The sequence below is a fragment of the Paenisporosarcina sp. TG20 genome (assembly GCF_000286315.1).
GTDB lineage: Bacteria > Bacillota > Bacilli > Bacillales_A > Planococcaceae > Paenisporosarcina.
Genome location: NZ_ALJG01000235.1, coordinates 1 through 12,480 on the forward strand (window position 1 = coordinate 1; position 12,480 = coordinate 12,480).

At 35.9% G+C, this 12,480-nt stretch carries 15 protein-coding genes and 1 pseudogene; 4 read left to right on the top strand and 12 right to left on the bottom strand.

Annotation, left to right across the window (positions count from 1 at the left end):
- Positions 1-58 precede the first annotated feature (58 nt).
- The 12 genes from B371_RS0105595 to B371_RS0105645 all read right to left on the bottom strand — a co-directional run bounded on the left by B371_RS0105595 (position 59) and on the right by B371_RS0105645 (position 9,568).
- The gene (locus B371_RS0105595) at positions 59-598 is read right to left on the bottom strand and encodes a DUF1697 domain-containing protein (protein ID WP_019413323.1); all 540 of its coding nucleotides are present in this window, start codon (positions 596-598) and stop codon (positions 59-61) included.
- A gap of 83 nt (positions 599-681) precedes the next feature.
- A complete protein-coding gene (locus tag B371_RS21355; RefSeq protein WP_237721506.1) occupies positions 682-1,380 on the bottom strand; it encodes a VanW family protein in 699 nt (232 codons plus the stop codon).
- On the bottom strand, positions 1,364-1,585 hold the full coding sequence (locus B371_RS23970) for a hypothetical protein (protein ID WP_237721507.1): 222 nt from the start codon (positions 1,583-1,585) through the stop codon (positions 1,364-1,366). Before B371_RS23970 ends, B371_RS21355 begins: the two co-directional genes overlap by 17 nt.
- Before the next feature lie 374 nt (positions 1,586-1,959).
- Entirely contained in the window at positions 1,960-2,373 is a 414-nt protein-coding gene (locus tag B371_RS0105605; RefSeq protein ID WP_019413325.1) for a pyridoxamine 5'-phosphate oxidase family protein, read from the bottom strand.
- Between the two features lie 66 nt (positions 2,374-2,439).
- The gene (locus tag B371_RS0105610) at positions 2,440-3,462 is read right to left on the bottom strand and encodes a sorbosone dehydrogenase family protein (RefSeq protein WP_019413326.1); all 1,023 of its coding nucleotides are present in this window, start codon (positions 3,460-3,462) and stop codon (positions 2,440-2,442) included.
- A 42-nt stretch (positions 3,463-3,504) separates the two neighbouring features.
- A complete protein-coding gene (locus B371_RS0105615; RefSeq protein ID WP_019413327.1) occupies positions 3,505-4,236 on the bottom strand; it encodes a sulfite exporter TauE/SafE family protein in 732 nt (243 codons plus the stop codon).
- 121 nt (positions 4,237-4,357) lie between these two features.
- On the bottom strand, positions 4,358-4,846 hold the full coding sequence (locus B371_RS0105620) for a GNAT family N-acetyltransferase (protein ID WP_019413328.1): 489 nt from the start codon (positions 4,844-4,846) through the stop codon (positions 4,358-4,360).
- Positions 4,847-4,968: 122 nt separating this feature from the next.
- Entirely contained in the window at positions 4,969-5,781 is an 813-nt protein-coding gene (locus B371_RS0105625; protein ID WP_019413329.1) for a metallophosphoesterase, read from the bottom strand.
- A 13-nt stretch (positions 5,782-5,794) separates the two neighbouring features.
- Entirely contained in the window at positions 5,795-6,412 is a 618-nt protein-coding gene (locus B371_RS0105630; RefSeq protein WP_019413330.1) for an NAD(P)-dependent oxidoreductase, read from the bottom strand.
- Positions 6,413-6,629: 217 nt separating this feature from the next.
- Positions 6,630-7,016 carry a VOC family protein gene (locus B371_RS0105635; RefSeq protein WP_019413331.1) on the bottom strand — a complete coding sequence of 129 codons (387 nt, stop codon included), beginning with the start codon at positions 7,014-7,016 and terminating at the stop codon, positions 6,630-6,632.
- Positions 7,017-7,485: 469 nt separating this feature from the next.
- Positions 7,486-8,439, bottom strand: a complete 954-nt coding sequence (locus tag B371_RS0105640) for a nuclease-related domain-containing protein (protein WP_019413332.1) — start codon at positions 8,437-8,439, stop codon at positions 7,486-7,488.
- Between the two features lie 418 nt (positions 8,440-8,857).
- Positions 8,858-9,568, bottom strand: a complete 711-nt coding sequence (locus B371_RS0105645; RefSeq protein WP_019413333.1) for a CBS domain-containing protein — start codon at positions 9,566-9,568, stop codon at positions 8,858-8,860.
- A gap of 97 nt (positions 9,569-9,665) precedes the next feature.
- Between B371_RS0105645 and B371_RS21360 the strand changes: the two are divergent.
- The 4 genes and pseudogenes from B371_RS21360 (at position 9,666) to yhfH (ending at position 12,412) form a co-directional block, all read left to right on the top strand.
- A pseudogene (locus B371_RS21360) lies at positions 9,666-10,056 on the top strand (HIT family protein).
- A 117-nt stretch (positions 10,057-10,173) separates the two neighbouring features.
- Positions 10,174-10,389: a hypothetical protein gene (locus B371_RS23385; RefSeq protein WP_157185156.1), complete on the top strand. Its 216-nt coding sequence runs from the start codon at positions 10,174-10,176 to the stop codon at positions 10,387-10,389.
- A gap of 503 nt (positions 10,390-10,892) precedes the next feature.
- On the top strand, positions 10,893-11,951 hold the full coding sequence (arsB, locus tag B371_RS0105660) for an ACR3 family arsenite efflux transporter (protein WP_019413335.1): 1,059 nt from the start codon (positions 10,893-10,895) through the stop codon (positions 11,949-11,951).
- 332 nt (positions 11,952-12,283) lie between these two features.
- A complete protein-coding gene (gene yhfH, locus B371_RS22730; RefSeq protein WP_019413336.1) occupies positions 12,284-12,412 on the top strand; it encodes a protein YhfH in 129 nt (42 codons plus the stop codon).
- The last annotated feature ends 68 nt before the right edge of the window (positions 12,413-12,480 follow it).

The window sequence follows — 12,480 nt, forward strand, 5'->3', positions numbered from 1 at the left end:
CCACTATCTGTAGCTACAGATAGTGGTCTTTTGCTATAGGCGATCGTGTCGTTACTATTCACTCCATCGCTTTTGCCATAGTTGCCAACTTGTTTATCGTTTTCCAGTTCCGCACGGTTGACGGAACACCAATTTTTTGAAGTTGAGCCGCTAGTTTGGAGTTTCGGATGCTTTGACGGAAAAATAAATAAATATTTTCTCCTTCGATTTGGTACTCATCGGTATCATTTTGAAACTTGAGTAAATGGTTGACCCCTTCACGTGGTGGCAGTTCTGCCAATAACGAGAGTTGGATACTCTCTCCTTCCAACAAAGTGCCAACATTGAAAGGACAGTTTTCAATAATCTGGTCCAGTTCAATAGATGTTCTCAAGATTACGGGCACTGAAAAGCCGAATTTAGTATCGATTTCATGCTGAATTCGGCAGCTAAGCTGTTTTGAATCCTGTTCTGATTCAAATAAAACATTTCCACTTTGTATATATGTTTGCACTTTGTCTAAGCCCATTTTTTCAAGTAGATGCCTCAAATCTGCCATTTTAATCAACCTGTGACCACCTACGTTTATTCCTCTAAGCAAAGCAATATAGATTGTCATTTTTGCACCTCTAGGCCAGATTATAGTCATCTAGGAAATATGTATGCGTCTTTGAAATTCAATAAATAATCTATATAAGTAGTCTACAGTTCCTTGTTCGTGTAACTTTCTCCTTCAGTTAAGAAAGGCGGATACATCGTTATCGCATGATTTTCAGTAATAAACTCATCTTCAAGATATTCATTATTCCTATTTCTCACTTCCCTATAGATTGTATTATGTCGAACATAGCCTCCCCATTGTTCAAGGATAAATTGATGGTCCTTTTCATACACTTTATACGTTTTAGTAGGTACACTTACAGATTTCCATTCTCCTACCAACGACACATCAGTTAAATAAATAATAAGTTGGTAAGGTTCAGTGGTTTCATTTTTCATCTGAAGATCTAAGTAGTTATAAGCACATGTTGCACCACTACCAAAAGGTTGAGTTCGTTTAGTGTCAGGGAAAACGTCGTAACTAGGTCTGTATCGTTCCGTTATAGTGAGTGGTGTATGAAGGGTGATCCAGTAAATTAAATTAGAAAGTTGACATAACCCTCCACCTACTCCAGTTTTCACTTTTCCGTAATGCAAAATCATCCCGTTTAAATAGCCTTTACTTTTAGTTGTTTTTCCGATGGTCTTCCAATATGAAAATGTTTCACCTGGTTGAATCACAATGCCGCTAATTTTTTTTGTAGCAATCTTTAGATTTGTTATCTTGTTGTATTGCATTTGCATGTCAACATCTTTTAATTGACGCAACAAGGGTGTCTTATGCTTAAAGTGCGTGTTCAAAAAGGAGCATAAAAAGAGCCGAGTAGGTCGAGGCGGCGTAGCCTTCGAGCACCGGAGCGTATGGTGTTGATACGTGAGGAGCAGAGAAGCAAGCCAACGAAGAGATACGACAGCTATTTTTAGCGGACTTTTTGAACAACCTCTTAAAGATAATATGTTCTAACTTTTCATCTCCTTTGAGCTTCGCATATTTTTTCTCATCCAATACCCATTCTGCATATCATTTAAGTCGATAGGCTTTCGTTCCTAAAAAAATGCGGAAGCTACTTCGTTTTATTGGTTTCAATGAGTTCACATGAAATCTCCTTCCAAAGTATCCCTAAATAAATTTATAATTATCCATACATATGGTATTCGAGACCGTTTTTCTTTTTCCCTTCTTACTTATTTAAAAAAGCATTTTTAATACCGATTTAACAAAAAGATCACTCTTCAAAAAGAAAAATCTATTTAGTTGATTCTATTGTGTTTTAAGAATGAGATCATACATGAAAATGATCAAATTAAAAAGACGACTTTAAAAATCTGAAGTCGTCTTTATTAAAACAATTCATGAAGCCCTAGTTTTCGAACTAAAACTTATTGAAATTCGATAATTTCTGGTGGTTCCCCACTTTTGTTCATTAAGCGAATCATTGTTGGCTCTACAACTAAAATCACTAATTTCGGGTCTTCTGGACCTTCAAACCAATTTTTCATATTGTCTTCCCATATTTTTTCTTTTAAGGTATCGTCTTGACTTTCACTTACTTTACCTTCGATTTCTAAGAATAAATCACCAAAGCCTTCGCCTTCATAGCCAATCAAAATATGGGTGTATGGATTTGCTTCAATGTCTTCAATTTTATGTGTGTTCTTATTCGTAGGTGTATAAAGTGTAAAGTCCTTATTGAAGAACGTCATATACCTCGAATGGGGTTTGTTATTTTCCACGGTTGCCATTGTGCCGATATGGCTTTCTTCTAATATTTTCAACGCTTGTTTTTTACTCATTTGAAAATCATCTCCTTTGTGAAAGTATTCCTTTCACTCTTAACACTTAAACATACGAATATGTATTTATTCAGCAAAATATTGGTATAATTTATCATCATCTGCATCCGCTGATCCGCGACCATCTGTGTTATTTGTTACGAAATAAAGGTTTTTTCCATTTGAAAATACATCTCGAACTCGACCAAACCCTGTAATTGTCTCCTCTAGTTCTCCAGTTTCGATATTAACTACTACTATGCCTTCTCCTCGAAGTGCTGCAACATATAATTTTCCTTTATGAAATGTCATGCCTGATGGCGCCCATGTAGTATTTGTTCCTGAGTTTACTAAGGAAGTAACAAACTCTTCGTGCTGCTCATCACCTTCAATTAGTGGCCAGCCATAGTTCTTTCCTTCTTCAATTTTATTGATTTCATCTTTGGAAGATTGTCCATGTTCTGAGGCAAATAATTGCTCATCATCTGTCCACGCGAGACCTTGAGGGTTGCGATGACCAAGACTTACTGTTTCCCACTCATTATTGGCATTTAAACGGAGTATTTTCCCGTTCTTTGATGTTACATCTTGAGCTAAATCCGGATTCGCTGCATCTCCAATCGTTGCATACAACAAATTATCAGGGCCAATTTCAAGACGACCTCCGTGATGCACATTGCCAGTTGAAATCCCGTCTAAATGTATGTCGGTTTCTTTCCAAACGTCTCCTTCTAACTTCAAGGTCACAATGCGATTAAATGGACCATCTCCCGCATCATAATTGTAATAAGCAAATGCCGTTTTCGTTTCAGTAAATGTAGGTTTCAAGACAAATCCAAGTAAGCCCGCTTCGGAGACATTCGCTAAAGGTGTTGAAAGTTCTACTTTTTGATGTTCTACTGACCTATCCGTTTTAATGTAAGCAATGGTACCGACACGTTCTGATATGTAAAATTCATCTTCTATTTGATTTATAGACCATGGTACCTCAAGATGTGTTGCTACTTCTTTATAGGCATCTGGCTTTGGTTCAGATGTTGTTTCTTGTTCTATGGATCCACACCCACTGACTAGTAAAAGAAATGTTGATAGAACTAAAAATCTAATCACAACTCATCACCCCAATTGATATTTCTTCTAATTTTATAGTTATTAAAAGTTGGATACAATAATTTGAATTAGTAATACAACCGTCACTATACGCAACAATGGTTTTACATATTCTACTTTTAATTTTCGTGCAAGATGAACACCGATTTGTGCACCACTGACGGACCCTATTAATAAGGCAATAGTTACTGCCCACATAATCTTCCCTGTTGCTATGTATGTAATAGATGCCCCAAAACAACTGGAAAAAATAGCAATACGCACAAGTCCAACAGCCCTTATGTATGAAATGCCCAGATGCGATAACAAATACATCATCAATGTCCCTGAACCTGGCCCAAAAATACCATCGTATAGTCCAATTCCGAACAGACTAGCTCCACTTTTTTTATTTACCACGAGTGGTCGGTTGCCTTCAAAGTCACTTGACCCTAAAAAAGAGGATAAAAGTGCAAAACTTAGTAATACAACGGCAAGAATTGTCATGGTACTTTCAGTTAATAAAGAAGCGAGTAACCCCCCAGCTATACCTCCTCCAAGACATAATGGAATCAAGATTATTGCTTCCTTTACAGTCACTTCTTTGTATTTATAAATAACAATAAAACTCAATAATGAACTGAAAGTATTCGAAACTTTATTCGCACCGATGGCGGAATGAACGGGAATTCCCATAACAAGCATAGCGGGTAAACTAATCAATCCTCCACCACCAGCAAGTATGCCTAGCACATTGGCTATCAAACCAATGAAAAATAACCATATATAATCCATAAAATGCCCTCTTTTTCTACTGAATTGTTAAAGCTGTTGAGAATACTGAAAGATTAAAAATGAACATATGAAAACAGTTGCTCTATCTTGAATGAGAGCAACTGTTTTTGCTGTTCCTAGACTAATTGCTATGTGATGGTACATGTAAATGAAGGGCATATTGCTGACCTTTCGAGCCCATATAACGGCGCCCTTCGTCTACAAACCCGGCTTTACTATATACATATCGTGCAGCTTCATTTCGTTCATTCACACCCAGAACTACTTCATCAAAATGAGGGAATTCTTGGAGGATAAAGGCAGGGAGTGCTTGAAGTGATTTTACTGCAATTCCTTGACCTTGGTAGTCTGGATGAATGGAGTACCCTCTCAAAAGAACAGACTTTGGGTTATCTGTATACCAGTAACGATCATTACTGACATCAAGCACAAAAAAGCCAGCAATATGGTTACCTGCTAAAATTGTAACCGGAGTTCTCGAAAGTCCATCGTTTTTTAGAAGTTCCATGGGAGGATCTGTGAATTCAAGTTGCTCCGGTGATAATGGGTAAAATTTAAATGCCTGTTGATGATCAGGTTCATAAGGTAATAAAGTAACTTTGTCCTGCAATAATACTCTCTCCTTTTAATTTTAAGTAAATAAAGTGTGTTTTTCAATTCAGTAATAGTTTTCGACTTTTTACGGAACTATTTGACCTATTTACTGTCTACTCGTCTATTGTTTTAATTTATTCAGCTTGATTTCAATGTAACCACAACGATTTCAGGCAAGTTAAATAGTCGGATTGGAATGATACTATTTCCTAGTCCGCGACTGACAACGAGCTTGGACTGTTCCTGCTCATAAACACCTGCTGTATATTTAGGAAAATAACCTTGTCCTGGAGCAACTAGTCCACCTATGAAGGGAATACGAAACTGTCCCCCGTGGGCATGACCTGAAAACGTTACATCTATTCCTGCATCCACGTAACTTTGAAAGTCTTCTGGACGATGTGCGAGGAGAACTGTAAACAAGTCACTCGGAACACCAGAATTGGAGATCATTTGCAAAGCAGTCTGGCCCATTAACGGATCGTCAATCCCGGTGAGTGAAATGGACGCACCATTACGTTCGATATTTAGTGTTTCATTCGATAGAACTCGGACACCTCGAGTTGTTAGTTCTTCTTTAATACGATCCACATCGTTTGTTGCTACTTCATGATTTCCAGTTACATAGTAAACATTCGATAATTCCACAATTTGATCAATAAGATCTAAACTATTTTGTAAATTATAACGGTTACTATCGATGAGATCTCCTGTAATCACAATCATATTTGGCTTAGCTTGTTTAATTTTGTTCACCAATCTCTGTTGGTTCTCCCCAAACGTTGCGTCGTGTAAATCAGACACTTGCACGATGCGGTAATTATCAAAAGAGGATGGAATTTCGGATGAACTAACAGTGTAATTTGATACGGTGAGCCAGTTGTTATTCAAGTAAAAAAACACAATTATAAAAGTAATCGTAAGAAGAAATTTCATTAGTTTCCTTAACATAAAAGGCCTCCCCTTAATACGCAAGACCAACTCGCGTAGATACAAATTGCGGATCGAGCAATTCTTTGTAAGCAAATAATGCTGTATCTCCCACTGATATCTCAACGCCATTCTCTGGTAAGAAGTTGCGTTCTATTCGCCACTGACCTTTCGCTTCGCCATCCGGTAAATACGTTGGACAAACTATTGTCCAATCTAAATTCGTAGTGGCAAGTTGTTCAAATACCTTTGCATGCTCTTGCGCTGCAAAGGTTAATCGACGTTTAGATTCCGTTGATTGATATCGGTATAATTCAGGACTGTTACGGCTTTGCAAAATACCAGCTGTCCCGATTGTAACAATGCGTTTAACATTCCCTCTATTCATAGCCTTTATAATTACTGGAATCGCATCTGTTAATGTCGTAGTTTTATCCGTACCAATTGCACTAAATACAGCATCTGCACCTTCTATTGCTTGATTTACGTCCGCATGGTCTCTAATATCCCCTTGAAGTATAGTTAAGTGTTCATGTAGAATTAATTTTGATGGTGTACGCACAAGTACCGTGACGTGAAGACCATCTTTGAGTGCATGTCGTAGAACTTCATTTCCAACTCGTCCTGTGGCACCGAAAATCGTTATATTCAATGGAGATTCCTCCAATATTGTTTTCTTTAAGAATAAAGCAATTCTATCTATCTGGCTAATCATATAGATGTAAATGTCCTTTGAGAGCCTGATGAATAAAGCTATTTTTACATATCAAGTAATGATTTATGTGTATAACGAAATGTGGTTAACGTGTTTTACGTAAATATGATTGAAAAGATATGATTAAATGGTATGACATCCTAGTCAATACCCGTTATTCTGGTGCCACAATCTCCAATTTAATCCGATCAGGATCTTCGAAGAAAACCGCATATACATTGTTTCCAGATGCATATGGATGTTTGTCTTTGTATAGGATTTTCGTACCTTGAACTTCTAACATTTTAGTAATTTCATCCACTTGCTCACGTGATTTAGCGTGGAAAGCGAGATGATTAAGACCTGTTTGTCCTCTGTGATAGGTTGACTCTAAATGCTTTTCTATCGTTTGAACAAATACTAAATACGTGTTGTCAAATTTATAACTAAATCCCAACTCCCACTCTTGATATAAGCTATATCCCATTTCAGGCAATAAAACGTCATAAAAAGAACGAGTTTTCCGCAAATCATTTACATTTATTTCTACATGGTGAAGCATTTGTTCCACCCCTTATTTATAACTCATCACGGACGGATTTAGGCCGTTTTTTTGCAAATTGCATGGAGATGGCTTTATCTTTTAACAAGAAGCCTTCTCCTTAGTCTGTTATTCTACTCAATATACGATATCGGTTGCTCCGGATTGGTTATCGCTCACTCATTGATGGTTTCCGCTCACTCACGGTTGGTTATCGCTCACTCATTGACTGTTTCCGCTCACTCACGGTTGGTTTCCGCTCACTCATTAACTGTTTCCGCTCATTCGCACTATTTTACTCTAAAAATCTCATTTTATATGACGTGCTTTTCCACTCTCCACTTAAAGTTACTTTTAAAGTTAATTATATACCCCCTTATTAGGCTTTTGTTCTACTCAATATACGATATCGGTTGCTCCGGATTGGTTTTCGCTCACTCGTTGATGGTTATCGCTCACTCATTGACTGTTTCCGCTCATTCGCACTATTTTACTCTAATAATTCCATCTTATATGTCGTGCTTTTCCCTTGGCCGTTTACTATCAGCCCCATTTTCGACAGCTCCCTCCAAGCGTAACCCTTGCTTTGGATGTTTAAAAAATCACGACATATCTTATTCGTGAATTCTCCACCAACCAACATAAACCATTCTTTAATTGCGTATTGATGAGCAGACGGATCTTTATGAAGGCAGACTTGGCAAACCCACGTGCGCAAATAACGTATCATCATGCCAGTACTACACTTTGTGCAAAACACGCCCTTTTTCAAACATTCAACGTCCACATTCCACCTTCTACAAATAGGAAAAGGGTTAAATAATTGATGTTCATTGACTAACTTTTCCGCAATGTCTTTTACAAGAATCGCTTCAGTCGTTGATTTATGATTCTTTAATCGTTTGATAAATGAAGGAATTTCACCAGGGAATAAAACGGGATAATTATCAAGATGAACGTTTACTTTTTGAGTGGCATAGGGCAATATTACAGCTCCTAAAATTGGTATTAGAAAACCATTCAAACGAAACCAATCATAGAGTAAATCACTATTTCGATCAATTTGTACCATCGGGCTTTCAAAATGATCAATTTGTCCGTTTTCAAGAACTCTTGATATTTGACCGGTTCCTACCAAAAAAGACATCTCTCCAGCAATATTTTTCACCTCGAGTATTAATGCGAAATGAGGAGAAATAACAAGACAATCAATTTGAGCATTTCCTGTTGAATAAAACGATATATCATGCAAAATGTAGATTTCATCTAAAAACGAATAAATTTCAAACACTGCTTCTAGTTTTGATTCACCACGTATGCCTGCAGTCATCATCGCTATTTTTTTATTAATTGTATCAATCAATGGATGACTATCTGGTAACCGTTTGACAAGTGCTTTCAATCCATCTAAATGAAAGTCTTTTTCTCGTTTCTTTAGAATCATAGTATCACCTCTAATGAATCGTAACACACAAAAAAATGACCTTTTTTAGACGAGTTATATTTTGCCTCTAGTAATGACTTAAAATTAAATTTTGAGTGGTGAAAGAGCCTTAAAATAAAATTTTGGGTGTTTTAACTTTTTATATGAAATGCTGAGAGTGATTATTGATTTGGATACTTTTTCGAATTTGACTATTCATGAAGTTTAACAATTAACACGAGAATACACTTGGTTCATTCTTTTATATTCAGCTGATCAAATCAAATTTATATCATCTCACTAATACTTTTGGACATTATTAATCCAGCTCATACAGAATATGGAGAGCATTTCTAACTCAAAATGAATTAAGGCATCTAACCCTTTTGTGAGATGCCCTATAATCATAATAGTTTTTTCTATTGGCAAAACCTTCATGTTAAATCTCAATTAAATCCAAAGGCGTGACAATGCCAATCAACCCATCTTCATCAGTAATGAGCAATGCTTCTAGTCTTATTCCTTTTAGGATTGAATCTTTAAACAGTTCTTGAGCTTCGAAAATAGACATATCAGGAGAAACGAAAAGATGGTTTTCTTTCTTTTTTTCATGTTGAAGAGTAAATTCAACTGTCATTTCCCAGGAAATCTCGTCTTCTTCTACTCGGTTAGCTAGCCAAAACATGATTCCTACTGCTGTTAATAGTCCCACAAATGTTTTTCCATCATAGACGGGTATTTGCGTAAATTGTTTGTCCCGAACTAATAATAGAGCTGACTTGAGTGTGTCTTTTGCTTGGAGGATAGTAACGTTTCTTCCAAACATTTTTCCTACAGTCTTTGGTTTTGCTAGTGCCTCGTCTATCGTTTCCAGCACTTGTATAACTTCATCATGAGGTTCTGCAATTGCATATTCTGTAGAAGTATTTTGATGTACGATTGCATTTCGGAGGGTTATATATTCTCGTAAATCTCCCTCATATTTTCGAATGATTGCATTCTTTCGTTTTGAAAGATCAACCAGTTTAAAAAATGATAAATGATCAGTCGTGCCAATGATTTCTTTCATCGATTGCTCGATACGGTGAAAGGCCGTCAAGAAGCGATCAGAGTTTCGAATTTCCTGCTCAACCTGTTGTTGTTGCTCCATTTTAGATTCCTCCCTTTTGCAGTACTTCTACATAGTTTGCTTATTTCCCTTAAGTTTTATTACAATTACTTTAGAAGAGGTGAAAAACTTGGAAATAATGATAAATTGTCCTTATTGCGAACCACAAAAAGACCCACAACAACGCATCGTTTTTGAGAATGAATATTGTCGCTATTTACAACACCCGAAGCATCAAACCATTTTGGAAGTAGTGGACTGATCGTTCCGAAGACTCATAGGCAAACGGTTTTTGATTTAACACCTGAAGAATGGAATGCTACTTATGAACTTATGCAGCAAGTGAAAACGTTTGCCGATAAAGAATATGCACCTGCTATACGCTTGGGTGGAATGTAGGTGAAGCCTCAAATCAATCGATTCCGCATGCTCATTTTCATATTTTGCCTCGTTTTGCAGACGAACCTTATGCCGGCAAAGGCATTCGAGCTTGGTTAAAATCTGAGGGAAATCGACGACCAGGGAGATAATTTTTTTACAAATATATGCTATCTCATTTTTATTTACTCAATCACCTAATACATAATTCACCTCGTCATGTGCAACCTAAACTGAACACATTTTAGTTTACTTGGGAGGAAAGACATTTGAGGTCTATATTATTGGTCATCTTATCAATATTGATGCTAGCTGGATGTGGAGGAAATAACCAAGGTGATTCAATTGGAACTATGGAAGAGCCGTCAAGGAATGAAAACAACCAATCAGATGGTCCTAGGGATAATACAACCGATGGAATGGCAGACGATGAGTCCCCTACAAAAAGCAATGATCGTGGCGAAAATCATACTAATGAAGATTAATGATGACTCACGCAAGAATCCCTCTCCAATTATGTTTGGAGAGGGATTTCCTATCTATATTTTTGTTTTCAACGCATTTCATTTTGACATCCATCATCAATTCAAATAACTGCAAATTCATCAATATAATGCTTAGAATACGTTTTAGCATATAGATAGATATTACAATTGATTTTAGAGAGTATGTGAATACTATAGTAGTAGATTTTGAAGTTCTTAAAAATACGTTAAATTAAATATATAATCATTTACTTATATACTTATTTGCTTATTTAGTTATATAATGATGGAATGAGACAAAAATTTCTTGAATATGTATATTGATGACTTTTCTTGGAGAACCGTGTGATTAAAACTGAGACAGAATAGAGTTATAGTATTTCCTTTAATTCATTTATTAACAGTCATTTCTAAGTCTAAAATTTTGAATAGACTCGGTCTAAAAGGAAACTGCAAATAATGGTTTTAATTTCAAATTATATTATATAGGAGGAAAATTTAAGATGAGTAAAGACGCTCCGATAGAAGAAGAAAAAAGAATGGGGTTTTTTGGTAGGTATTTATCTGTTTGGGTTATACTTTGTATTATCATTGGTGTAGCTGTAGGACAATTTATCCCAGCCGTTCCTGAAACCTTAAGCAAATTTGAATATGCTCAAGTATCTATACCAGTTGCGATTCTAATTTGGCTCATGATTTATCCAATGATGGCACAAATTGACTTTTCAAGCATTGCAAACGTAGGTCGTAAACCAAAGGGCTTAGTAGTCACACTAGTTATAAACTGGTTAGTTAAACCTTTTACCATGTTTTTCTTTGCTTGGCTTTTCTTTCGGGTTATTTTTGCACCTTTTATACCAGATGACTTAGCAACAGAATATATTGCAGGAGCCGTACTATTAGGTGCAGCACCATGTACAGCAATGGTTTTTGTGTGGAGTTACTTAACTAAAGGAAATGCTAGCTATACATTAGTTCAAGTTTCCGTTAATAATCTAATTATGATTTTAGCTTATGGACCGATTGTCATGTTGTTACTAAGAATTAATGACATTATTATTCCTTTTGATACTATATTCTTATCCATTCTCTTATTTATTATTATTCCTTTAGCTGCCGGGTATTTATCCCGAGTTATCCTCGTTAAGCGAAAAGGCTTGGACTGGTTTGAAAATGTGTTTTTAAAAACTACTGGGAAGTTTACAATTATAGGGTTATTACTTACATTAATTATCATTTTTTCGTTCCAAGGAGAAGTTATATTAGGTAATCCACTTCATATCGGATTGATCGCTATCCCCTTAATTATTCAAACATTGTTTATCTTCGTCATCGCTTATTTATGGGCGAAAAAATGGCGGATTGAGCATAGCGTTGCAGCACCTGCAGCATTAATTGGAACGAGTAATTTCTTTGAATTATCAGTTGCTGTTGCCATAGCCCTATTTGGTCTGAATTCAGGTGCAACCCTTGTTACAGTGGTCGGTGTTCTTGTAGAAGTTCCATTGATGCTATTTTTAGTCCGAATAGCCAATAACACAAGTCACTGGTTTCCAAAGTAGAATCTCGTAAACAACCGCTTCAAATCAATAATTATCGTATAGGACGAAAATAAGGTATCCTTCCCTCATATAATTTGAGGAAAGGATACCTTTTTACTATCGGGAGTCTAAATGCTAACATTCGTCACCGATTACAGTAATTTTTGTTGACATTCTCTTTTTTTTTTTTAAAAAAAAAGAATATAACACCTTAAATAAATTAATATTATCACCTTTTTTAAATGTAAAAGTATCTGTTTAGAAATATTTGATTTTAATTATATAACAGTATTGTTTTTATTAATCTGTTATAGTACAATGAATTTAATAAAAAATTAATGGAGGTAATAAAAATGAAAACTTTAGAATTTTACCGGAACTTACCGGAAAAAGAGTGTCGAGAATGTGGAAGTAAAATTAAAGAGCAACATGAATCATATTTATACGAATGTGAGCATTGTATGGGGAAACATGAAGAGTAAATAATATGGTTTTGGGCAAAAGGAAGTTAAAAATGACTATAAAACTAAAAAACACATAAAACAAACTC

Excerpts from the sequence above, each read along its gene's own strand:
- B371_RS0105595 (WP_019413323.1), bottom strand. The coding sequence starts at position 598 with ATGACAATCTATATTGCTTTGCTTAGAGGAATAAACGTAGGTGGTCAC.
- B371_RS0105645 (WP_019413333.1), bottom strand. The coding sequence starts at position 9,568 with ATGGAGCAACAACAACAGGTTGAGCAGGAAATTCGAAACTCTGATCGC.
- yhfH (WP_019413336.1), top strand. The coding sequence starts at position 12,284 with ATGAAAACTTTAGAATTTTACCGGAACTTACCGGAAAAAGAGTGTCGA.
- B371_RS0105615 (WP_019413327.1), bottom strand. The coding sequence starts at position 4,236 with ATGGATTATATATGGTTATTTTTCATTGGTTTGATAGCCAATGTGCTA.
- B371_RS0105640 (WP_019413332.1), bottom strand. The coding sequence starts at position 8,439 with ATGATTCTAAAGAAACGAGAAAAAGACTTTCATTTAGATGGATTGAAA.
- arsB (WP_019413335.1), top strand. The coding sequence starts at position 10,893 with ATGAGTAAAGACGCTCCGATAGAAGAAGAAAAAAGAATGGGGTTTTTT.
- B371_RS0105605 (WP_019413325.1), bottom strand. The coding sequence starts at position 2,373 with ATGAGTAAAAAACAAGCGTTGAAAATATTAGAAGAAAGCCATATCGGC.
- B371_RS0105635 (WP_019413331.1), bottom strand. The coding sequence starts at position 7,016 with ATGCTTCACCATGTAGAAATAAATGTAAATGATTTGCGGAAAACTCGT.
- B371_RS0105625 (WP_019413329.1), bottom strand. The coding sequence starts at position 5,781 with ATGTTAAGGAAACTAATGAAATTTCTTCTTACGATTACTTTTATAATT.